We start from the raw sequence: 21,157 nt of genomic DNA, 5'->3' as shown, positions 1-21,157 counted from the left end.
TTATTTCCCATTGATAAGTTTTATATTTTTAATTTCATAAAATATTCTGTCTAATTAAAATTTACAAGTTTGTAAACTATAACTGAACTTATCACTTCATTTTTCTAACTTGACAATAGTACTTTTACATCATAATTTAAAATTAAGTTCCATTTAAGAACTTATAAAATTAAAGGACTCAAAAATGAAAAATCCCATGGAAATGACTGGTCTTGAATTTTTACAAGCGATGATTGATGGCCATATTCCAGCAGCAAGTATTAGTAAAACCATACCTATGCAACCTACTGAAATTTCAGAAGGTTCTGTTACTTTTAAAGCGCAAGCAGATCATAATCATCTAAATCCGCTAGGGGGCGTACATGGTGGTTTTGCTGCTACAGTTTTAGATTCTGTGACTGGCTGTGCAGTACATACGATGTTACCTGCTGGCGTAGGCTATGGAACCATCGATCTCAATGTAAAAATGTGTCGTCCAATCCCCAAAAACCATCCTTTAATTGCAACAGGTAAAGTCATTAATATAAGCAAAAATTTGGGTATTTCTGAAGGTAAAATTATTGATGAAGAAGGTAAACTTTATGCATATGCAACAGCAACCTGCATGATTATTCGCCCATAGTCATAAGAGGCAGCCTTAAACCGCTGCCTTTTTTATTGAGTAATCTGGATTATCTGGACGATCACAGGTTTGCGCCACTATATAAGGTGCCCAAATATTTTTAAGTTGAAGTTCTATAACTTCTTGATGTTCAGTAGACCAAGCTAGAACTTTATTTTTGCCCAGCAGTAACTCCCCTTCTAATTGAAAAATATATAGGGGTTTAGATTTATCTAATACTTTTGAACACTTTAAAACTTTTAGTGAACTATGCACATTCCATTTAGAACTGAACCAAAGCTGCAATAAATCACCTAAGTACAAGTCTTGCTTTTTAAAAGGATAAGCATCAATCGACGCACCCTCTACAGGTATGTAATAAGAGTCTGGTCGACTTAAGATATTGAGATAATTGCGTTGATAAAAATCAAAATTAGAAAAAATAGAGGCAACAGTAAGTGTTTTCATACTTATCTCCGATTTAGCCATTTTAGTGCTGGCAAGTTGGTTTAAATCCACACTGTTTGAATTTCTTCAAACGCTTGTTCTGTTTTGAATCTAGCAATTGAATTTTTAAAGCGCAAGTAATTTCTCAGCTCACCGCTCAACTGGTCAAATAAAAAGCATACAACACAAAAATGAAGGAAACATGGCGATTTTCACTTGACCCTTCTCAAAATCTCCTTATAATCGCATGCAGATTCTCCCATAGCTCAGTCGGTAGAGCGACGGACTGTTAATCCGCAGGTCCCTGGTTCGAGCCCAGGTGGGAGAGCCAAATACTAAAAAGCCCGCAGCATTAAAGCGGGCTTTTTTTTGCCATAAATTTATCAATAACTATAAAAAATCCCCTATCACAACATAGAGGATTTAATTATTAATCTATTAATTTCATTCAATGTCCGAATCAAAATTCAAAAGACATAGCATCTATAAACTCACTGTCGGTTCATTCTGAACCTTATTACTCTACCTCAACAACTTTTAGGGGATTAAAAGACTGAGAAGTCGGCATCATTTCAATACGGTTAATATTAATATGTGGAGGCTGTGATGCGACCCACGCTACCGTATTTGCAATATCTTCAGGCAAGATTGGGTTCTTTTTATCATACAAACTATTTACCTTTTCCTGATCGCCCTTAAAGCGCACCAAAGAAAATTCTGTACCACCACAAAGACCTGGCTCAATATTAGTTATTCGAATACCAGTACCTGACAGATCAGCTCGAAGGTTTAAACTAAATTGCTCCACAAATGCTTTGGTTGCACCATAAACATTACCACCCGGATATGGGTATGTACCTGCAATTGATCCCATATTGATGATTAAACCGGACTTTTTCTTCACCATATTCGGTAAAATTAACCGCGTAACAGTAATCAATCCCTTAATATTGGTATCCACCATGCTGTACCAATCATCCAAATCTGATTTATCTGCTGGCTCTAGGCCTAATGCTAATCCGGCATTGTTAACCAATAAATCAATTTGACTGATTTGGAATTCGGCTGGTAACTCAACCAATGCTTTATTTATATTTTCTACTGTATCTGTCATATCAAATACGAGTGGATAGAATTTTTCACCAAGCTCTTGCTGTAATTCTTTTAGTTTTTCTGCTCGTCTTCCACAGCCAATAACTTTATAACCTAACTCAATCAGTTTTTTTGAAATACTATAACCAAAACCCGCAGAAGCGCCTGTAACTAATGCTAACATTCTTATATCCTTAAAATATTCGACTACTTTAGTTGAACCGATTATGAACAAACCTATCTTTATATTTACATAATATTCGTTATTACTTTAAAAAATAAAAGATTTTTCTAAAAAATTTAATTATGGATAACAATATTTAAGGAAATTAATTATATAGATATGATTTTATCAGGAGTATCAGGTAATAAATACCGCATCCCAGATGCTAACCACTTATAAAAAATAATTAAAAATTTAAAGGTTAAAATAAAAAAAGTTTACCTAGAAAGATAAACTTTTTTATTCACAACTTTTTTGATTATGCAGGCACGCCGCTGTGAAAGCGGAAGGTATCATCAGGTGTTAAAATCAGGTTCTTTTCAACCTCGCGAATATGCTCAATGCGCTGCTGAATATCCTCTTTAGGATTTTTCATTTTTGCAGTTTTTGCAACATCAAGTGCAAGTGCCAAATAGTCTTCAAAATGACGAGACTCTGACTTAAGCAAATAGCGATAGTAGCGTCCTAACTCTTCATCTACACGTGGGGCAAGTGCATGAAAGCGTTCGCATGAGCGCGCCTCAACAAAAGCACCTACCACAAGTACATCAATTAAAGCTTCTGGCTCATAAGTACGAATCTCTTTACGCAACCCACCTGCATAGCGCCCTGCACTTAAGCCATCCCATTTCTGACCACGCTTGGCCATTAGCTCAAGCACTTGTTCATAATGGAGCATTTCTTCCCGTACTAGTTGTGCAAGCTTTACTTGCAAATCAGGGAAAAAACTATAGCGGAACATTAAGTTCATTGCTGTACTAGCTGCTTTTTTTTCGCAGTTAGCATGATCTTGCATCAAGATATCTAAATTATTGATCGCCTCATCCAGCCATGCCTTTGGCGTTTGGCATCCTAAAAAGGCCAAGACAGGTTGCATTAGTTCATCGTAATTGATACTCGACATAACCAATTATCCTGCCACCTGAATTGCTGCTTTCATATCTTTGACAGCTTGAACAAGACCTACAAAAATACTTTCAGCAATAATTGAGTGCCCAATATTTAACTCATGAATTTGTGAAATAGCAGCAATTGGACCAATATTTTTAAGGTTAAGGCCATGACCAGCATTTACCACCAAACCTTTTGAAGCTGCGTATTCAACACCTTTAATAATACGCGCCAACTCAGCCTGTTGATCTTGGTCCGTTGCTGCATCTGCATATGCACCCGTGTGCAACTCAATCGTAGGTGCGCCACATGCAACTGCTGCATCAATTTGAGCTAGATCAGCATCGATAAATAATGACACGTCACAGCCAATAGCAGCTAAAGTCTGAGTTGCAGCTTTAACTTTTTCAAAGTTACCTACTACATCCAAACCACCTTCAGTTGTTACTTCTTGGCGTCTTTCAGGAACGAAGCATACATGCTGTGGCTGAATTTCTTTCGCAAACTCGACCATTTCATCAGTAACAGCCAGCTCTAGATTCATGCGTGTTTTTAGTAATGGTCGCATACGACGTACGTCATCATCCTGAATATGGCGACGGTCTTCACGCAAATGCAAGGTAATCCCCTCTGCACCAGCTTGTTCACAAATGAGAGCAGCTTCTACAGGGTCTGGGTAAGTAGTACCGCGCGCCTGTCTTAAAGTAGCAACATGGTCTATGTTTACACCAAGCAATGCAGCCATAAAAAAATCCTAATTACGATTGAGTTTGAGTATTTTGAATCCACAACTGTCGACTTTTTAGGGGACGATCTCCTAAAAGCGATGTAATCATTTGACGGTATAGTTTACCTAATAATTGCAGTTGTTCGTGAGAAAAATCCTGTCCTTGCTCATAATCCACCATAGACAAAATCGCTTTTCCTGACAAAGAGGAACGACTCGCCTGCGCAACAGGAGCAAAACCTTCGGTCACTTGAAATTGATAAAACTGTTGAGACTGAATCGGTTGCTGCTGAGTATCAATTGAGAAATCAAGTGCGTACCCAAGTTCAGGCAAAAGCACATGTTCGAACTGACGCAATATCTGTCTTAAAAAAAGATCGGGTTGATCATTAGAAGCGAGCTGCTGTAACTGCAATAGAGTTAACTGATATTGCTCAAAAGATTGAGGCATTGCCTCTTCTAGTGGACATAGCCGAAGAATGATTTCACTTAAATAAAATCCGGCAAAAAATGCGTCACCGAAAAAGAAAACAGGCTGATTTAATATTTCTAACTTAGTAAAGTTCTTCAGCTCACTTTTACCAGTTGCTTGTAATCGGATAGGTTGATACTGAGGGGGCGGAGTCTGTCTTAAAATACCATCGACTCGCCCATACTCCTGAGTAAAAAGATGCACAATATGACTTTTTTCACGGTACTTACGGTGATGAATCATATATCCATGAAGGACTTCATTGCGCATCATAAAAAGAAACTATTCCTCAGATTCTTTTTCTTTTTTGTCATCATCACCATCAGGGATCACCGCACCTACAACAGCTGCTGTACCTTTGACAACACCTTTTGTAGTTTTATAAGCGATACCTACTGGTACGGTTACAAGCTTATATACACAACCTTGTAACATCAATGTACATCCAATTATAGCGACCAATGATGTAATTGTTTTCATACCAGTATCCTTATCCTTTAGATATCACTATACCCTAAGCTTTTTAAGGCACGCTCATCATCAGACCAGCCACCCTTCACTTTTACCCAAAGTGTGAGCATAATTTTTTGCTCAAACATCTTTTCCATGTCTTTTCGAGCATCCATACCGATTGTTTTAAGCTTGGCACCTTTTTCACCAATCACAATCGCTTTCTGGCCCGCACGATCTACAAAAATCGTTGCATCAATATAGGTACAAGCTGGTTTTAAACGACCAGTTTTCTCATTAACAGCAGCCTCTTCCGTTTTGAAAGATTCAATTTGTACTGTTAAATCATAAGGTAGTTCTTCACCTAACTGGCGCATGATTTTTTCACGAATAATTTCGCTAGCTAAAAAGCGTTCAGAACGGTCAGTAATCTGATCAAATGAATACAAAGGCGCTTGATAAGGAAGATACTTCTCAATCGTTTCACTCAAGTGTTCCAGATTTGCTCCGCGTAATGCAGATACAGGAACAATCTCAGCAAAATTCATAAGCTTGGCACGCTCTTGAATTAAAGGAAGAATATCTCTTTTATCTTCAAAAGTATCAGCCTTGTTAATCACCAAAATAACTGGCATTTCAGCATTCTTGAGTTTTTCAAGCACTAAGTCATCATTTGGGGTCCACTTATAAGCATCAATAACAAATAAGACCAAATTGACGTCGCGTAATGCAGAATGAGCTGCACGGTTCATCATTTTATTAATAGCGCGCACTTCTTTTTTATGCATACCTGGGGTATCTACATATACCGCCTGCATTTTTTCACGCGAATCAATACCAATAATTTTATGACGTGTTGTTTGAGGTTTACGCGAAGTAATCGAGAGCTTTTGACCTAATAAATGGTTCATGAGGGTAGATTTACCCACATTTGGACGTCCTACAATCGCCACAAATCCGCTCTTAAAATCCGAAGGAATTGTCACGCCTTTGGAACTAAAAAATTGATCAATCAGATTATTAGGATCTTGGTTATCATTTGAATCTGGATTGATTTGATCAGAATGCATCGACATGCAGGTTATTGCTCCAATAACTTTAAAATTTCCGCCGCTGCTGCCTGCTCGGCAAAACGACGACTTGAACCCTCACCATAAATCTTTGATAAACCATCTATCAAACATTCAACTTTAAAGTGCTGGTGAGGTGCATCACCCTGAATATCTACAACCTCGTAAACAGGGAGAGGTTTTTTACGTGCTTGTAGATACTCTTGTAAACGTGATTTCGGGTCTTTAAGTTGATCCGTAGGTTCAATATGGTCTAAATAGGGTACATACCATTTTAGCACAATATCTGTAAGTAAGTTGAGATCACCACTATCAATATAAATTGCACCAATAATCGCTTCTACCGTATCAGCCAATATTGACTCACGATGATGACCACCAGATTTCAATTCACCCGTACTTAATATTAAACACCGACTAAGTTGCAAATCGGTTGCAATCTTACCTAAAGCTTCCTGACGGACTAAAGTCGCTCGCATACGCGTTAGACGACCTTCGTTTTCATTTGGATAGGCATGATATAGATAATTGGCAACAATCATGCCTAATAATGAATCGCCTAAAAACTCCAAGCGCTCGTAATTGTATTTATGACTCACCGAACGATGAGTCAAAGCTAACTGTAACAACTCAAGCTGCTTGAATTGATATCCGATTCGACTCAATAAGCGAGGATCACTTAGTTTGAACTGATGTTTTATCAAAACTCTTCTCAAATGTTAAAACTAAATCAATATTTGATAAGAAAGGTTTTCTTACTTCATATTTCTTTTTGACTGTCAGACCAGACTGATTAAACACTTGCGCAATCTCTTTAAAGTGGAGATCACGAATATTGTTCATTTCCAGTCGCTGATCCATTTGTGTCACAAACTTCTGTGGTGTGATCTCAGAAGAACTTTCTTGTAAAAGCTCTTCTATTTGATTATTAATCAATCGATCATCCCAATATGCTGGCCAAACTGCAAGTACAGCTTTTACTGCAACTGCAAATATAACCACCCCAAATAAAATTGCTAAATACGAAGTACCTTGTTGTGCCTTACGCATTTCTTTTTTTCCTAATGGTTGTTTTTAATCTATTTTTCCATTTCGGCCAAAGTTAGGAAGATGTAAACCCGGTTCTTTATGCATCCACACATAGAATGCTCGCCCTGTTAAATTTTCTTCAGGAACGAAGCCCCAGAAACGACTGTCTGCACTTTGATCACGGTTATCTCCCATTGCAAAGTAATGTCCTTTTGGAACAGTCACTTCCCAATATAAACCGTCTTGGTTTGCATATTTACCATTTTCAACATAGTTGATAAACGGTGCTTGACGCGCCACATTTACGCCTTCAAGTTCACGCATCGTAAAGGTGTGCGTACCAATCGTCTCTTTATGATAAATAGACGTTGGGGTATCTAACACATCTTTTTCGCGACTAAACTGTGTTAATACTTTCGGTACTTTTTGTCCGTTAATAATCAATTGTCCATGATCATAAACAAGATGATCACCCGGTAAACCGATTACACGTTTAATATAACTAATGGTAGGTTGAGGTGGATAACGGAACACAATCACATCACCACGCTTTGGTTCTCCCACATCAATAATTTTCTTATTGACAATAGGTAAACGTACACCATAATCAAATTTATTAACCAGAATAAAATCACCAGTTTCTAGGGTAGGTACCATAGAGTCTGATGGAATATTAAATGGTTCATAAAGAAATGAACGAAGCACAAGTACTACAGCTAAAACTGGCCAAAAGTCATAGGCCCATGTAATAACAAAATTTTCGTTCCCGCGCCCTTTATTTGCACGCTGTTTGAATACAAATTTATCTAACAACCACACTGCAAATAGAATCAGCGTAACTGGAACAAGAATTAAATTAAAATCAAAATCCACACGACCTCACTCGCAGCCTAGCTGCTTGTCTTAAAGTGGGGGAAAAGTAATATCTTACTTCTCCCCCCTCATTTCTTATCTTTCTACTTTCAATACAGCCAAGAACGCTTCTTGTGGAATTTCAACACTTCCCACTTGTTTCATACGTTTCTTACCTTCTTTTTGTTTAGAAAGTAGTTTTTTCTTACGTGAAACGTCACCACCATAACATTTCGCTAATACGTTTTTACGCATCGCTTTTACAGTAGAACGAGCAATAATTTGTGCACCGATAGCTGCTTGAATAGCAACGTCGTACATTTGGCGAGGAATCAAATCTTTCATTTTCTCAACCAATGCAATACCACGATGACGCGCGTCATTACGGTGACAAATCATAGCCAAGGCATCAACCTTGTCACTATTAATTAATACATCAACCTTAACTAAAGCTGAACTTTCGAAACGCACGAAGTTATAGTCTAGCGATGCAAAACCACGAGAGCATGATTTTAATTTATCAAAGAAATCCATAACGACTTCAGCCATCGGGATTTCAAAGGTAATAGAAACTTGATTACCCAAGAATTTCATATCTTTTTGAACACCACGGCGCTCAATACATAGGGTCATTACATTCCCTAAGTACTCTTGAGGAACAAGGATATGACACTCTGCAATCGGCTCACGCAAATCTTCTACAGTAGATCCGTCTGGCATTTTTGATGGACTATCGATATAAATCGTTTCGCCCTTCTTGGTTAATGCTTCATAAATTACAGTAGGCGCAGAACTGATGAGATCAAGGTCATATTCACGCTCTAAACGCTCTTGTACAATCTCCATGTGTAGCATTCCTAAGAAGCCACAACGGAAACCAAAACCTAGTGCATCTGAGCTTTCTGGTTCAAAGAACAAAGCTGAGTCGTTGATCTGCAATTTTTGTAACGCTTCACGGAATGGCTCAAAATCACTCGCATCAATCGGGAAAAGACCAGCATAAACCTGTGGCTTAACCTTTTTAAAACCCGGTAAAATTGCAACATCAGGTGTAGCAGCAAGGGTAATAGTGTCACCTACTGGTGCACCAAAAATATCTTTAATACCCGCAATAACAAAACCTACTTCACCAGCTTCAAGAATATCTGTTTCAGTATGCTTAGGATTAAATACACCCACTGAAGTTACCGGATGAGTTTGTCCTGTCGATTTAACCAACATTTTGTCGCCCTTACGGATACGACCTTGTTTAATACGTACAAGAGAAACTACACCTAAGTAGTTATCAAACCATGAGTCGATAATTAATGCTTGCAATGGAGCATCACGATCGCCTTCAGGCGCTGGAATAACATCGACTAAACGCTCTAAAACGCCATCAACACCCAAACCTGTTTTTGCTGAACATGTCGGTGCATCTGTCGCTTCAATCCCGATGATTTCTTCAATTTCATGAATTACACGTTCAGGTTCAGCCTGTGGTAAATCAATTTTATTTAAAATAGGAAGAACTTCGAGACCTTGTTCAATTGCGGTATAACAGTTTGCAACTGATTGTGCTTCTACACCTTGTGCAGCATCTACAACCAATAGCGCACCTTCACATGCAGCTAATGAACGGGAAACTTCATACGAGAAGTCTACGTGTCCAGGAGTATCAATAAAGTTAAGTTGATATTCCTGACCATTCGGATGAGTGTAATACAGCGTGACAGAAGCGGCTTTAATGGTAATCCCACGTTCACGCTCAAGCTCCATTGAGTCTAAGACTTGGGCTTGCATTTCACGATCTTGTAGACCACCACACATCTGAATAAAACGGTCAGCCAATGTAGACTTACCATGGTCAATGTGAGCAATAATCGAGAAATTTCGTATATTTTTGATATCGACGGATTTTTTAGCTTGCGCCATGGGTTACCTTGAGAAAATATAGAGTGCTATGTAGCTTGTTTTAATACACAGCCAAAGCAGTTAAATTAATTGCGTGCGATTATAACAGATTGCAGATATGAAAAAGACATAAATTCTTTCTTTTAAAAAAGCTTTTTAAACTTCTCAACATAACAAACTATTTCTCTTTGAAGAGTATGTAAATCAGTACAGCTTTAGCTCAAACCTAAGCAGGCTTGCAGATAAATTATTGCCAGTATGATTAGCTGTCTTTCCAATCAATTTGAAACCAAGTTTGTGAACAACTTGCTGGGATCTAATGTTGGGCTCAAATATCTCAGCCCAAACATATTTTATTTTTCGTTGGAATAATCCCTCTTGTTTCAAAGAATGAATTAGCCCTGTAAGAGCTTCATGCATATATCCCGAACCCCATGCATGAGGATGAAGCTCATAACCAATGACTACCGCAAGATCATCACCAATTGGTTTGACAGCATTTACTCCACATGTTCCCAGCATAGTTGCATCTTGTTTAAGACGAATAGCATGTCTAAAACCTAGCCGTTGGTCCCATTTTTTATGCATTTTTTCAATTAGAGCCTGAGCTTCTTCTAATGCAGTAAAGGCTTTTAAATCATAAAATTCGAGTACGCTTGAATTTGAAAATAATTCAAAGACAAAATCTTTATCATCATCTGTAAGATCACTTAAAACCAATCGATCAGTTTCTATGGAAAATGAATACTCCAAATTTCAGCCTCTCTTTTTTACTAGCTAACATATGAAACAGTAAAATCATAAGGATTTATGCTTGAATCAAGCGGTTTGTATGCATGAGTAAAAGTTGGAGACATTCGTTTTGGGCGCCCTGTGGCAATTTCAATACATGCCCATTTGGTATTTCCAACAAATAATACAGCCTGATCTGATGGACGGAAAAATACATACTGGCGGAAAGAATAAAGAGCGTTGATATCATCTAACCATGTGCGTAATACAATTTGTTCACCTTCAAATGCAGCTTTACGATATTGCACATGATGCTCAACCGCGACCATTGCATGTTTTAACTCGAGGTATTTAGTGACCCCCACTCCTAACGTTTCAACATGAGCAGCAGCTACATCCTGCATCCACTGTACATACATCACATTATTCACATGTCCTAACGCATCAATATGATGTGGCTGTACCTGAATATGTAAATCAAAAATACTACTCACGAATGTTCACACTCTTATTTATTAACTTTCAAACTGAAATAAGTGTAGGTAGATATCACTATACGCTCAAGATAAATAACAAAAAACCACCCATGTTTAGGGTGGCTCATTGTTTCTTTTTAAGTTTACTGAATACGTAAACCAAGCATTGCGCGTTGTCCCTGACGAATAATTGCAATACGTGCTACCGTATTTTTTTGCAAGTTAGAAACAACTTTTGCAAAATCCTGACTATTTAAAATCTGGTTATTATTGACTTGAACAATCACATCACCCGGAATGATATTTGACAATGATGCTAAGCCACCACGGCGAACATCTTGTACATAGATACCACCTTTTACACTTAAAGCACTTTTTTCTGGTTCAGCCAAATCACGAATGCTCATTCCTAGAACTGGACCTTTAGATACAGCACCTTGTGCACCTGTGGCAGGCGTTTCATCTGGGGCAGTCGTTAAAGTTGCTGAAATATTACGGGTTTTATCATCACGTAATACTTCAAACTGAATAGTTTGATTCGGCTGTACTTTGTTTAATGCATACAGTAATTCACTGGTGCGCGATACCGGATTACCGTTATATTTCAAAATCACATCTCCAGCTCTCAGTCCTGCTTTTTGTGCAGGTGAGTTCGGAGAAATTTGAGTAATTAAAGCACCTTCAGGTTTTGGTAACTTGTAAGCATCGGCAAGGTTTCGGTCAATGTCTTGCATCATCACACCAAGATAAGAGCGTGTTACCTTACCTTTAGTTTTAAGCTGTTCGGCAACATCCATCGCTACGTCAATCGGGATAGAGAAAGACAAGCCCATATAGCCGCCAGTACCACTAAAGATGCGAGAGTTTACTCCAACCACTTCACCATTTTGGTTAAACAATGGACCACCAGAGTTACCTGGGTTTAACGCAACATCAGTTTGAATAAACGGTATAGAGGTTTCACCACTCATATTTCGTGATTTAGCGCTAACAATACCTGCCGAAGCTGAATAGTCAAAACCAAACGGCGAACCAATTGCTAAAACTGGCTCTCCCACTCGTAAGCGATCAACATTCCCCACTTTTAAAGCTGGATAGCTATTTCCAGTTACCTTTAACAATGCAACGTCTGTACGCTCATCACTACCGACCACCGTTGCATCAATTTCACGACGATCATTTAAAGTGATACTAATGCGTGAGGCATTTTCGATCACATGGTGGTTAGTGAGTAGGTAACCATCTTTACTAATAAAAAATGCACTACCGTATGCAGTTTTTTCTTGTGGACCTTGTTGCTGCGGAATGATGACCTGATTACCAAAAAAACGTTTTAAAATTTCAGGAACTTGCTGCTGCAACAATTCATCCTGAGTCATTTTTTTTACGACGTTTACACTCACCACTGCTGGACTAACTTGTTCAACGAGGTTTGAAAAATCAACAGTAGCATTTGCCTGAACAGCAGCAACTGTAAATACCGCTGCATACATTCCTTGTTGTAAATAGCGAGTTTTCATTTGGTGCTCACCCACAATTGGTCTACGAGAATAAGAATAAAACTGTTGTATCACAACGCTTTGGAGTTGTGCGTAACAATATGTTTATTTGTAAGACATCATCACAATGATTATTTTACGCATTGCAACTTTTTAAGCCAATTGCAATTTTTCTCTGAGTTAGAGCGCTTAAGCTCTTGCCTTTTTAGATAAAAAGGGGTGTCATTAGCGGACGTTTTAGATTGTTGCGAATGGACATGCCTAATTTACAGACAATTCACCACTTTGACGTGATTATTGTGGGCAGCGGCGGCGCTGGTTTAAGTCTGGCTTTATCGTTACCAAATCATTTTAATATTGCAGTCTTAGCCAAAGCTGCTTTAACCGAAGCAAGTACCTTCTACGCTCAAGGTGGAGTTGCTGCTGTTCTTGATGAGACTGACTCTATTCAACAGCACATTAATGACACTATGATTGCAGGTGCTCATTTGTGTGAAATGGATGCGGTACAACATACCGTAGAAGGTGGTCGTCCTTCTGTAGATTTTCTTTTAAAGCAAGGCGTGCAGTTTACCTTAGATGAAGATGAACAACTTCATTTAACCCGCGAAGGTGGTCATTCGCAGCGCCGTATTATCCATTCTGCGGATGCAACAGGTAAAGCTATTTCAACCACCTTGGTTGAACGTGCCCAAGAACGTAAAAATATTACTATTTTTGAAAACTACATTGCGATTGATTTAATTACATCACAAAAATTAGGACATGTTGACCAAGCGAATCGCGCTATTGGTTTATATGCATTAGATGAAAACACAGAACAGGTTCATACCTTCCTTGCTCCATTTACCGCGCTTGCTTGCGGCGGTGCAATGAAAGCTTACCTCTACACATCTAATCCAGATATTGCCACTGGTGACGGTATTGCCATGGCTTACCGCGCAGGTTGTCGTGTTGCGAATATGGAATTTAATCAGTTCCATCCAACTTGTCTCTATCACCCCCAAGCTCGCTCTTTTTTAATTACCGAAGCCATGCGTGGTGAAGGTGCTTATTTACGCTTGCCTGATGGTGAACGTTTCATGCTGCGTTTTGACGATCGTGCGGAACTGGCTCCACGCGATATTGTTGCACGTACCATTGATCATGAAATCAAACGCCTCGGTATTCGCCATGTGTGGTTAGACATCACGCACAAATCACCAGAGTTTATTAAAGAACACTTCCCTACACTTTATGCACGATTGCTTGAATTGGGCATCGACATTACCAAAGACATGATTCCTGTCGTGCCAGCAGCTCATTACACCTGTGGTGGTGTTGTGGTTGACTCAAATAGCCAGACCGATATTGAAGGCTTATATGCTATTGGGGAAACGTCTTATACCGGTTTACATGGCGCAAACCGTATGGCGAGTAATTCATTACTTGAATGCTTCGTCTATGGCATGAGTGCAGCAAAAGACATCGAAAATAAATTTGATAAAGATTTAAAACTACCAGAAGTACCAAGTTGGGATGACTCTCAAGTCACCAATCCAGATGAAGATGTGGTGATTTTACAAAACTGGGATGAGTTACGTTCTACCATGTGGAACTACGTTGGTATTGTAAGAACCACAAAACGTTTAGAACGTGCTTTACACCGTATTGAAATGTTAAAACGTGAAATCACTGAGTATTATCAAGACTACCGTGTTAGCAAGAACCTGATTGAACTGCGTAATCTTGTTCTCGTATCTGAAATGATTGTTCGTTGTGCGATGCAGCGCAAGGAATCACGTGGTCTACATTACACACTCGATTATCCGGAAACCTCGAGTGAGATTCGTAAAACAGTTTTAACTCCTCCAAATTTTGCAGTAGAACAGCCATTGGTTAATACTGATATTTAAGCTGTTTTTCTACAAAAAAAGCACAGTTCAAACTGTGCTTTTTATTTGGTTTGATATTTATGATTTAGGTGGAATTGAATAAGTCGCGGTCACATGTGCAACGGGTTCATCCAACCCTACTGAATAAATCCAAACCTCACCCACCACCAAGCTCTTTCCTACTTTCATGAGTTTACACTCACTGCGTAAGTCTTGATCACCCGCAGGTTTGCGTAAAAAGTTAATATTAAAGTTAGTCGTCACAGCTAAACCAATAATTCCGATTTCACCTAAGATAGCAATATATAAAGCAAAATCTGCTAAGGTCATCATGGTTGGACCTGATATGGTGCCACCGGGACGTTGATGCCTTTGATCGACATGATAATAAACAACTGCGGCTTTGGGCGAGACTGATTCAATAGTGCAATGTTCAAGACTTGGTGGAAATTCCTTTTCAAGAAATGCCACGATTTCTTCTTTTGAGCTTTTCATCCTTGTTATTCTTCAATCTATAAATCATATGTAAGATAGCATAAGAAAATAACAGATATTTTCTATGACGATTCAAACCAGAATTGTCATCATTTTTAACCACTCTTATAAAAATAAGAGTGGTCAATCAATTTTTATCTTAAATATTGCAATGCCTGTTCAAATACCTGATCAGGACTTTGTGTAGCATCTAAACGCTTAATCCGTTCAGGTTCAGCTTTCCATAAGGTTTCATAACCTTCACGAACCTTAGTGAAAAAACTTAACTTTTCTTGTTCAAAACGGTCTAAAGCTCCACGTTCACGCGCACGATCCATCCCGAGTTCAATCGGAGCATCTAGCCAGAAAGTCACTTCTGGCATGCGTGAAACAAAGTTTTGATTTAAAAGCTGTAGCTTATCTTGGCTTAAACCACGACCAGAACATTGATAAGCAAAACTTGCATCGGTAAAACGATCACTTAATACAATTTTATTAGATTCTAAAGCAGGCAAAATGACCTGTTGTAAGTGTTGAGCACGTGCCGCATAAATGAGTAATAGCTCGGTATCATGACTCATATTTTCATCATGATTCACTGCCAAAAGCATTGAACGAATTTGTTCAGCTAGCGGAGTACCACCCGGTTCACGTGTTAAAACAACTTGTTTACCTTGCTCTTCAAAATGCTGATGAATTTTTCGAATGAGTGTAGTTTTACCTACCCCTTCCGTGCCTTCAAAGCTAATAAACATCTCTTTTCCTTATTTTTTCGATCTCAACACGGATAAGTACTCTTGCACCGCTTGATTATGCGCTTGCAAGCTTGCCGTAAATTTATGTCCACCATTACCAGTTGCTACAAAATAGATGTTGTTTGAATCATCTGGATGCAATGCAGCTTCAATTGCTTTTTGGCTTGGTAAAGCAATTGGCGTTGGTGGTAAGCCATTAATAGTATAAGTATTATATGCTGTTGGAGTACGCAGGTCTTCTCGGGTAATGTTTCCCTTATAGTTATTGCCCATACCGTAAATAACAGTTGGATCCGTTTGTAAACGCATACCAATTTTTAAACGGCGGACAAAAACACCAGAAACTTGTGTAAGTTCACTATCTAAACTTGTTTCTTTCTCAACAATAGAAGCCATAATTAATGCTTCATATTTGTCTTTGTAAGGTAAATTCGGCGCACGATTTGCCCAAGCTGCATCTAAAGCTTTGATTTGACGATGATATAAATCGGTAAGAATTTTCTTGTCAGTCTCACCTTTGGCAAAGAAATACGTATTAGGTGCAAACAAACCTTCTGGATGATCATAAGGAATGCCAAGCGCCTTCATAAGTTGATCATCGGGTAAATCTAATATTGTATTTTTTACGTTTTTATCATTTTTTAATGCAGTAATAAGCTGTTTAAAAGTTGTGCCTTCAATAACCAAAACACGGTTCATCTGAGCATTATCCGCATCAGATAACATCTCTAATACTTCTCTTACACTCATACCCTGTTCAATTTCATACACACCAGCTTTCATGCTGTCATGAATCATAAATTTCTGATAAAGCTTTAATACCACTGGAAAGCTAATTTTGCCTTCTTTCGCCAACCGATCAATAAAACCAGAATAGGTCTCACCAGATGTAATGGATAACATCTGTTTTTTGCCTTCAATCGGATAAGCTTTAAATAGACTCGACCATAAAATGGCAAAAGTAGAAATTAAAACAATAAACAGGCCAATTAGAACCAATCGCTTAGAAAATTTTGGAGCTTGTTTTTTGTTATTTTTCTTGGCGTTTTTTGCTTTCGCATTCACAGGTGGCTTCGGCATATTAATGAATCTGATTTAAGTTAAGGAGATGAAATAAATCTATGCATGCCTGTGTTTCTAACGTTTTCGCTCCTAAATGAGTGACCACTCGCATAGGATGTAAAGCATTACAAAAGAATAGACTTTGTATTTCAGATACTTCATCTAACTCAATTACACGTACTTCACAGGCAATACCATGGTGCTGCATACGTGCTAAAATTTCTGCCCGCATTACACCGTGGACGCCATTATAACGAAGTTCAGGAGTAATCCATCTATCATTTAAACGAATAAAACAATTACTACTGACCCCTTCAACAATATAACCTTGTACATCAGTAACTAATGCTTCAGCCCACCCAAGTTGATCTGCTTCTTTTTTTAGCAATACTTGTTCAAGACGGTTTAAAGATTTAAGCCCGACTAAGCTTGGCATGGTTAAACCTAAGGCCTGATTTAAAACGCCACACTGAATAAAGTCCGGCTGAAATGGCTCTAAAGCTTTCGGATAAAACCAGATATAAATATCAGCCTGATGCTTTGGCAAACTATAACCACGGTCACCTATCCCACGACTAATCACAATTTTTAAAGTGCCATTGAGCACAAGATGCTGATTTTGTAGTTGCTGCAAACTTTGTTCTACTAATTCAAAATCCGCAGTTAAAGACAGTTTTTGACATGCAAGTTTTAGGCGTTCCCAATGTCTTTCTTTAAGCTCAATCTGGTTTTGAAAAACACGAATTGTGGTAAAGCATCCATCTCCATAATGAAATGCTCGATCCAGTAAAGGAATGGTTTCAACAGGTTGCCCATTTTTAAAACACCACATGTTTAATCCACCCTTTGCTTAAAACGATCCAACAATACAACACCTTTCATTTAAATAATAAATGACTGATTTTAAAAAATTATACCGATTTCGTATCTACTTTTGAAACTTGTTGTATATCAAGATTTAAGAATAACTTATCTGTTTTTACTATTTCTATTTTTTTCATATTAAATTCGTTTTTTATTATTTTTTTAGAATAAAGACTAGCGCTATTCTGCGTTCATGTTTTGAACATTTCATATTTTTTGAGGACTTATCTCATGCGTTTTTCTCAGTTAAAAGTCGGGGTTATCGCTGCACTTCTTTCAGTTTCATCATTTGCAGCTCAAGAATTTTTAAACGTCTCTTACGATCCAACTCGTGAGTTATATACAGATTTCAATAAACAATTTGGTGCTTACTGGAAAAAACGCACTGGGCAAGATATTGAGTTTAAACAATCACACGGCGGTTCTGGTAAACAGGCACGTGCTGTTATCGATGGCTTAAATGCAGATGTAGTGACATTAGCGCTCGCAGCAGATATCGATGAAATTGCTGAAAAAGCAAAATTACTTCCAACTGACTGGCAGAAAAAGTTACCGCAGAACTCTACCCCATACACCTCAACAATTGTGTTTTTAGTGCGTAAGGGTAACCCTAAACAAATTAAAGACTGGGGTGATTTAATCAAACCGGGCGTAGAAATTATTACACCAAACCCGAAAACATCTGGTGGCGCTCGTTGGAATTATCTTGCAGCTTGGGCTTGGGCAAAACATCAACCAGGTGGTAATGATGCAAAAGCACAAGAGTATGTTCGTCAAATTTATAAACATACTAAAGTTTTAGATTCAGGTGCTCGTGGCGCAACCACTACTTTTGCTGAACGTGGCATTGGTGACGTCTTACTTGCTTGGGAAAATGAAGCACATTTAGCGCTTCGCGAACAGCCGGGTAAATTTGAAATTATTACCCCTTCTCTTTCAATCCTAGCTGAGCCTCCAGTTGCAATTGTTGAAAAGAATGCGACTAAAAAAGGCAACCTCACAATTGCAAAAGGTTACCTCAACTACTTGTATTCGCCAGCTGGCCAAGAAATTGCAGCACGCAACTTCTACCGTCCACGCAATGCAGCCGTTCTTAAGAAATACAGCAACGTATTTAAGCCATTGAAGCTTGTAACCATCGATAAAGAGTTTGGTGGTTGGACGAAGGTACAAAAGAAACACTTCGACAATGGTGGTGTTTTCGATCAAATCGTGAAAATCAATAGTACAGAGAAGTAATTCTTTGTACTAAAGATAAGGAGAACAGACATGATTCATACTGTAATTGTTCCAGGTGTAGGTGGAAGTGAACATCAGCATTGGCAATCTTGGTTGCAGCGTCAACTCGTGTCTAGTTCTCGTGTTGAGCAAAAAAACTGGGATAGACCAGTATTAAGTGAATGGGTTGAACAATTCGTTAAAACAGTTCAAGTAGCGCAAGCTCCTGTACAAATTGTTGCGCATAGTTTTGGTTGCTTAACGAGTGTTGCTGCTTTAGCAGAATATCCAGAGTTAAAGAGCCAAGTTAAGAAACTTATTTTGGTTGCTCCAGCAAATCCAGCACGCTTTGGGGAAGCTGGTTTTGCCCGCCATAGCTTGACCGACTACAAAACATATTTTCATCAGTTAAAAATTGATGTCCCAACATCTCTGCTCATTAGTGAAAATGATCCATGGCTCGGCTTTTTTGATGCTTTACAACTTGCTAAGTCGTGGAAATTAAATCCAGTTAATCTTGGTGAAGTCGGCCATATTAATGTTGCTTCAGGTTTTGGACCATTTCCAGATTTGCTGAATTACCTGATTCCAGAAGATTCGATGTGTAGTCACGCATCTATCGACCCGGTAAAAACTCATTTCTCTTTGAAATTTGCTTAATACCCATCTTTATATCGCACCGTTTATCTTTATTTATTCGCTTACTGGTTTCAGCAGGCTTTTCTCTTTGAGGAAATATCATGTCGCAGCGATCCCGAGTGCTGCCTGGGTTTGGTCTATCTTTGGGCTTCACCCTCGCCTATGTGTCTTTTATTGTGCTTATTCCATTAGCCGCAGTCTTTATCAAATCATTTGGAATTGGATGGGACGGATTATGGGAAATATTAACATCTGAACGTATTTTAAAATCGCTTCAACTCAGTTTTAGTTCAGCTTTAATAGCAGCATTTATTAATGTTGTGTTTGGCTTACTTCTGGCTTGGTGCCTTGTACGTTATAACTTCCCAGGGAAACGTCTGGTTGATGCATTAGTCGATCTACCTTTTGCTCTTCCAACTGCAGTTGCAGGTATTGCACTTACCTCACTCTATGCACCTACTGGCTGGATTGGTCAATATCTCGAACCTCTAGGTATTCAGGTCGCATATAGCCCAATCGGTATTACATTGGCATTGGTCTTCATTGGTATTCCATTCATTGTAAGAACAGTTCAACCAGTACTCAGTGATATCGAAACTGAGCTTGAGGAAGCAGCTTCAGCACTTGGCGCAAATCGCTGGCAGACGATTACTAAAATTATTTTACCGATATTACTACCAGCTTTGTTCACAGGTTTTGCTTTAGCATTTGCCCGCGGTGTGGGTGAATATGGTTCAGTTATTTTTATTGCGGGTAACCAGCCGTTTAAAACAGAAATTGCTCCACTCATGATCATTTCACGTCTTGAAGAATATGATTATGCAGGTGCAACAACGATTGCTGCGGTCATGTTAGTTCTCTCTTTCATCATTTTATTTGCCATTAATTTACTTCAAGCGTGGGCAAACCGTCGTACAGGGAGAAATGTCACATGAACCTACATACTGACAGCAATGCGCTTGCGCTTAAATTGCAATCACGAGATGCGACACGTGAACCAACTTGGGTACGTTACACACTCATTACCGTGGCTCTGATTTTTTTCTTAAGCTGCCTAATGTTGCCACTCATTCTGGTTTTTGTAGAAGCATTTAAACAAGGACTTGAAGTCTATGTTCAAGCGTTGATTGATCCAGACACGCTATCGGCAGTGAAATTAACCTTATTAACCGCAGCAATTGCTGTACCAATTAACGTGATATTTGGTGTTGGCGCTGCATGGGCTGTCTCTAAGTTCCAGTTTAAAGGTAAGGCAATTTTAACCACCATCATTGATATGCCTTTTTCGGTTTCACCCGTTATTGCTGGTTTAATGATTGTATTGATTTTTGGTGCGCAAGGCTGGTTTGGCGGATGGTTAATGGAGCATGACATCAAAGTTTTATATGCCGTACCCGCAATTGTTTTGGCCACTATCTTTATTACAGTTCCATTTGTCGCACGTGAGTTAATTCCACTCATGGAAGCTCAAGGGACTGAAGAGGAAGAAGCAGCGATTGTACTCGGTGCATCAGGATGGCAAACCTTTTGGAAGGTCACTCTACCAAACATTAAATGGGGTTTAATTTACGGCGTGATTCTATGTAATGCCCGCGCAATGGGTGAGTTCGGCGCAGTATCTGTAGTTTCTGGCCACATCCGTGGTGAAACCAATACCCTGCCACTTCATGTCGAAATTTTATATAACGAGTACACCTTTAGCGCAGCGTTTGCCGTGTCCTCATTACTTGCTTTCTTAGCCCTATTAACACTGGTATTGAAAACGTGGTTAGAACTACATCAAGACAAACCAGAACCGCATTCAACTGATTCGTAAG

The 21,157-nt window shown here is 38.8% G+C and carries 24 protein-coding genes, 1 tRNA gene and 1 pseudogene; 7 read left to right on the top strand and 19 right to left on the bottom strand.

Features of this window, described 5'->3' with window-relative positions; translation table 11 throughout:
- Nucleotides 1-184 precede the first annotated feature (184 nt).
- Nucleotides 185-622, top strand: a complete 438-nt coding sequence (locus tag MKL38_RS05675) for a PaaI family thioesterase (protein ID WP_005045861.1) — start codon at nucleotides 185-187, stop codon at nucleotides 620-622.
- A gap of 15 nt (nucleotides 623-637) precedes the next feature.
- On the opposite strand, the gene MKL38_RS05670 is transcribed toward MKL38_RS05675, so the two are convergent.
- Nucleotides 638-1,069 (bottom strand): hypothetical protein, encoded by a 432-nt coding sequence (locus MKL38_RS05670; RefSeq protein WP_005038905.1) that lies wholly within the window; start codon nucleotides 1,067-1,069, stop codon nucleotides 638-640.
- A gap of 41 nt (nucleotides 1,070-1,110) precedes the next feature.
- Nucleotides 1,111-1,251 (bottom strand): annotated as a pseudogene (locus tag MKL38_RS05665) (hypothetical protein); the annotation flags it as partial.
- Nucleotides 1,252-1,303: 52 nt separating this feature from the next.
- On the opposite strand from MKL38_RS05665, the gene MKL38_RS05660 reads away from it, so the two are divergent.
- Nucleotides 1,304-1,379: transfer RNA gene (locus tag MKL38_RS05660), tRNA-Asn, on the top strand.
- Nucleotides 1,380-1,565: 186 nt separating this feature from the next.
- Here the strand turns inward: MKL38_RS05660 and MKL38_RS05655 are convergent.
- The 13 genes from MKL38_RS05655 to MKL38_RS05595 form a co-directional block, all read right to left on the bottom strand.
- A complete protein-coding gene (locus tag MKL38_RS05655; RefSeq protein ID WP_270902772.1) occupies nucleotides 1,566-2,324 on the bottom strand; it encodes an SDR family oxidoreductase in 759 nt (252 codons plus the stop codon).
- Between the two features lie 298 nt (nucleotides 2,325-2,622).
- Entirely contained in the window at nucleotides 2,623-3,267 is a 645-nt protein-coding gene (locus tag MKL38_RS05650) for a tRNA-(ms[2]io[6]A)-hydroxylase (RefSeq protein WP_003650317.1), read from the bottom strand.
- A gap of 6 nt (nucleotides 3,268-3,273) precedes the next feature.
- Nucleotides 3,274-3,999: a pyridoxine 5'-phosphate synthase gene (gene pdxJ, locus MKL38_RS05645; protein ID WP_270902771.1), complete on the bottom strand. Its 726-nt coding sequence runs from the start codon at nucleotides 3,997-3,999 to the stop codon at nucleotides 3,274-3,276.
- Nucleotides 4,000-4,012: 13 nt separating this feature from the next.
- Nucleotides 4,013-4,726 (bottom strand): DNA repair protein RecO, encoded by a 714-nt coding sequence (gene recO / locus MKL38_RS05640; RefSeq protein ID WP_270902770.1) that lies wholly within the window; start codon nucleotides 4,724-4,726, stop codon nucleotides 4,013-4,015.
- A gap of 9 nt (nucleotides 4,727-4,735) precedes the next feature.
- Entirely contained in the window at nucleotides 4,736-4,933 is a 198-nt protein-coding gene (locus tag MKL38_RS05635) for an NF038104 family lipoprotein (protein ID WP_004643661.1), read from the bottom strand.
- Between the two features lie 17 nt (nucleotides 4,934-4,950).
- Entirely contained in the window at nucleotides 4,951-5,973 is a 1,023-nt protein-coding gene (gene era / locus MKL38_RS05630) for a GTPase Era (protein ID WP_080028321.1), read from the bottom strand.
- An 11-nt stretch (nucleotides 5,974-5,984) separates the two neighbouring features.
- A complete protein-coding gene (gene rnc / locus MKL38_RS05625; RefSeq protein ID WP_004643662.1) occupies nucleotides 5,985-6,677 on the bottom strand; it encodes a ribonuclease III in 693 nt (230 codons plus the stop codon).
- Nucleotides 6,649-7,023, bottom strand: coding sequence for a DUF4845 domain-containing protein (locus MKL38_RS05620; RefSeq protein ID WP_004643664.1), 375 nt, complete (start codon nucleotides 7,021-7,023; stop codon nucleotides 6,649-6,651). Before MKL38_RS05620 ends, rnc begins: the two co-directional genes overlap by 29 nt.
- A gap of 24 nt (nucleotides 7,024-7,047) precedes the next feature.
- Complete coding sequence (lepB, locus tag MKL38_RS05615; protein WP_231762759.1) at nucleotides 7,048-7,875, bottom strand: signal peptidase I; 828 nt, start codon at nucleotides 7,873-7,875, stop codon at nucleotides 7,048-7,050.
- Nucleotides 7,876-7,950: 75 nt separating this feature from the next.
- On the bottom strand, nucleotides 7,951-9,768 hold the full coding sequence (gene lepA, locus MKL38_RS05610) for a translation elongation factor 4 (protein ID WP_270902769.1): 1,818 nt from the start codon (nucleotides 9,766-9,768) through the stop codon (nucleotides 7,951-7,953).
- 183 nt (nucleotides 9,769-9,951) lie between these two features.
- Complete coding sequence (locus tag MKL38_RS05605) at nucleotides 9,952-10,500, bottom strand: GNAT family N-acetyltransferase (RefSeq protein ID WP_270902768.1); 549 nt, start codon at nucleotides 10,498-10,500, stop codon at nucleotides 9,952-9,954.
- A 20-nt stretch (nucleotides 10,501-10,520) separates the two neighbouring features.
- On the bottom strand, nucleotides 10,521-10,973 hold the full coding sequence (locus MKL38_RS05600; protein ID WP_198495320.1) for an acyl-CoA thioesterase: 453 nt from the start codon (nucleotides 10,971-10,973) through the stop codon (nucleotides 10,521-10,523).
- Between the two features lie 125 nt (nucleotides 10,974-11,098).
- Nucleotides 11,099-12,475: a Do family serine endopeptidase gene (locus MKL38_RS05595; protein WP_270902767.1), complete on the bottom strand. Its 1,377-nt coding sequence runs from the start codon at nucleotides 12,473-12,475 to the stop codon at nucleotides 11,099-11,101.
- Nucleotides 12,476-12,705: 230 nt separating this feature from the next.
- Between MKL38_RS05595 and nadB the strand changes: the two genes are divergently transcribed.
- Nucleotides 12,706-14,349: an L-aspartate oxidase gene (nadB, locus tag MKL38_RS05590; protein ID WP_270902766.1), complete on the top strand. Its 1,644-nt coding sequence runs from the start codon at nucleotides 12,706-12,708 to the stop codon at nucleotides 14,347-14,349.
- A gap of 57 nt (nucleotides 14,350-14,406) precedes the next feature.
- On the opposite strand, the gene MKL38_RS05585 is transcribed toward nadB, so the two are convergent.
- From MKL38_RS05585 to pabC, 4 genes are all read right to left on the bottom strand, one after another.
- Complete coding sequence (locus MKL38_RS05585; RefSeq protein ID WP_005038892.1) at nucleotides 14,407-14,823, bottom strand: PaaI family thioesterase; 417 nt, start codon at nucleotides 14,821-14,823, stop codon at nucleotides 14,407-14,409.
- A 134-nt stretch (nucleotides 14,824-14,957) separates the two neighbouring features.
- Nucleotides 14,958-15,557, bottom strand: coding sequence for a dTMP kinase (gene tmk / locus MKL38_RS05580; RefSeq protein ID WP_005038890.1), 600 nt, complete (start codon nucleotides 15,555-15,557; stop codon nucleotides 14,958-14,960).
- A gap of 9 nt (nucleotides 15,558-15,566) precedes the next feature.
- The gene (gene mltG / locus MKL38_RS05575; RefSeq protein ID WP_270902765.1) at nucleotides 15,567-16,637 is read right to left on the bottom strand and encodes an endolytic transglycosylase MltG; all 1,071 of its coding nucleotides are present in this window, start codon (nucleotides 16,635-16,637) and stop codon (nucleotides 15,567-15,569) included.
- 1 nt (nucleotide 16,638) lies between these two features.
- On the bottom strand, nucleotides 16,639-17,451 hold the full coding sequence (pabC, locus tag MKL38_RS05570) for an aminodeoxychorismate lyase (RefSeq protein WP_270902764.1): 813 nt from the start codon (nucleotides 17,449-17,451) through the stop codon (nucleotides 16,639-16,641).
- A 263-nt stretch (nucleotides 17,452-17,714) separates the two neighbouring features.
- Here pabC and MKL38_RS05565 point away from each other — a divergent pair, with 263 nt between their 5' ends.
- From MKL38_RS05565 to cysW, 4 genes are all read left to right on the top strand, one after another.
- Entirely contained in the window at nucleotides 17,715-18,722 is a 1,008-nt protein-coding gene (locus MKL38_RS05565; RefSeq protein WP_270902763.1) for a sulfate ABC transporter substrate-binding protein, read from the top strand.
- 30 nt (nucleotides 18,723-18,752) lie between these two features.
- Nucleotides 18,753-19,361 (top strand): RBBP9/YdeN family alpha/beta hydrolase, encoded by a 609-nt coding sequence (locus tag MKL38_RS05560; protein WP_270902762.1) that lies wholly within the window; start codon nucleotides 18,753-18,755, stop codon nucleotides 19,359-19,361.
- Nucleotides 19,362-19,441: 80 nt separating this feature from the next.
- The gene (gene cysT, locus MKL38_RS05555) at nucleotides 19,442-20,275 is read left to right on the top strand and encodes a sulfate ABC transporter permease subunit CysT (RefSeq protein ID WP_003650283.1); all 834 of its coding nucleotides are present in this window, start codon (nucleotides 19,442-19,444) and stop codon (nucleotides 20,273-20,275) included.
- A complete protein-coding gene (gene cysW / locus MKL38_RS05550) occupies nucleotides 20,272-21,156 on the top strand; it encodes a sulfate ABC transporter permease subunit CysW (RefSeq protein ID WP_045429575.1) in 885 nt (294 codons plus the stop codon). The genes cysT and cysW overlap by 4 nt, the downstream gene beginning before the upstream one ends.
- The last annotated feature ends 1 nt before the right edge of the window (nucleotide 21,157 follow it).

Origin of the sequence: Acinetobacter sp. AOR14_HL (assembly GCF_027855175.1) — a bacterium.
In the GTDB taxonomy this organism is placed as follows: domain Bacteria; phylum Pseudomonadota; class Gammaproteobacteria; order Pseudomonadales; family Moraxellaceae; genus Acinetobacter; species Acinetobacter calcoaceticus.
This window is presented reverse-complemented; position numbering and strand designations above follow the sequence as displayed.

What these genes read in the sequence shown, in the direction of transcription:
- cysT (WP_003650283.1), top strand. Translation starts at nt 19,442, where the DNA reads ATGTCGCAGCGATCCCGAGTGCTGCCTGGGTTTGGTCTATCTTTGGGC.
- cysW (WP_045429575.1), top strand. Translation starts at nt 20,272, where the DNA reads ATGAACCTACATACTGACAGCAATGCGCTTGCGCTTAAATTGCAATCA.
- pdxJ (WP_270902771.1), bottom strand. Translation starts at nt 3,999, where the DNA reads ATGGCTGCATTGCTTGGTGTAAACATAGACCATGTTGCTACTTTAAGA.
- MKL38_RS05670 (WP_005038905.1), bottom strand. Translation starts at nt 1,069, where the DNA reads ATGAAAACACTTACTGTTGCCTCTATTTTTTCTAATTTTGATTTTTAT.
- lepA (WP_270902769.1), bottom strand. Translation starts at nt 9,768, where the DNA reads ATGGCGCAAGCTAAAAAATCCGTCGATATCAAAAATATACGAAATTTC.
- MKL38_RS05635 (WP_004643661.1), bottom strand. Translation starts at nt 4,933, where the DNA reads ATGAAAACAATTACATCATTGGTCGCTATAATTGGATGTACATTGATG.
- pabC (WP_270902764.1), bottom strand. Translation starts at nt 17,451, where the DNA reads ATGTGGTGTTTTAAAAATGGGCAACCTGTTGAAACCATTCCTTTACTG.
- MKL38_RS05565 (WP_270902763.1), top strand. Translation starts at nt 17,715, where the DNA reads ATGCGTTTTTCTCAGTTAAAAGTCGGGGTTATCGCTGCACTTCTTTCA.
- tmk (WP_005038890.1), bottom strand. Translation starts at nt 15,557, where the DNA reads ATGTTTATTAGCTTTGAAGGCACGGAAGGGGTAGGTAAAACTACACTC.
- mltG (WP_270902765.1), bottom strand. Translation starts at nt 16,637, where the DNA reads ATGCCGAAGCCACCTGTGAATGCGAAAGCAAAAAACGCCAAGAAAAAT.
- MKL38_RS05655 (WP_270902772.1), bottom strand. Translation starts at nt 2,324, where the DNA reads ATGTTAGCATTAGTTACAGGCGCTTCTGCGGGTTTTGGTTATAGTATT.
- nadB (WP_270902766.1), top strand. Translation starts at nt 12,706, where the DNA reads ATGGACATGCCTAATTTACAGACAATTCACCACTTTGACGTGATTATT.
- MKL38_RS05560 (WP_270902762.1), top strand. Translation starts at nt 18,753, where the DNA reads ATGATTCATACTGTAATTGTTCCAGGTGTAGGTGGAAGTGAACATCAG.
- MKL38_RS05595 (WP_270902767.1), bottom strand. Translation starts at nt 12,475, where the DNA reads ATGAAAACTCGCTATTTACAACAAGGAATGTATGCAGCGGTATTTACA.
- MKL38_RS05620 (WP_004643664.1), bottom strand. Translation starts at nt 7,023, where the DNA reads ATGCGTAAGGCACAACAAGGTACTTCGTATTTAGCAATTTTATTTGGG.
- era (WP_080028321.1), bottom strand. Translation starts at nt 5,973, where the DNA reads ATGCATTCTGATCAAATCAATCCAGATTCAAATGATAACCAAGATCCT.
- MKL38_RS05675 (WP_005045861.1), top strand. Translation starts at nt 185, where the DNA reads ATGAAAAATCCCATGGAAATGACTGGTCTTGAATTTTTACAAGCGATG.
- recO (WP_270902770.1), bottom strand. Translation starts at nt 4,726, where the DNA reads ATGATGCGCAATGAAGTCCTTCATGGATATATGATTCATCACCGTAAG.
- MKL38_RS05650 (WP_003650317.1), bottom strand. Translation starts at nt 3,267, where the DNA reads ATGTCGAGTATCAATTACGATGAACTAATGCAACCTGTCTTGGCCTTT.
- MKL38_RS05585 (WP_005038892.1), bottom strand. Translation starts at nt 14,823, where the DNA reads ATGAAAAGCTCAAAAGAAGAAATCGTGGCATTTCTTGAAAAGGAATTT.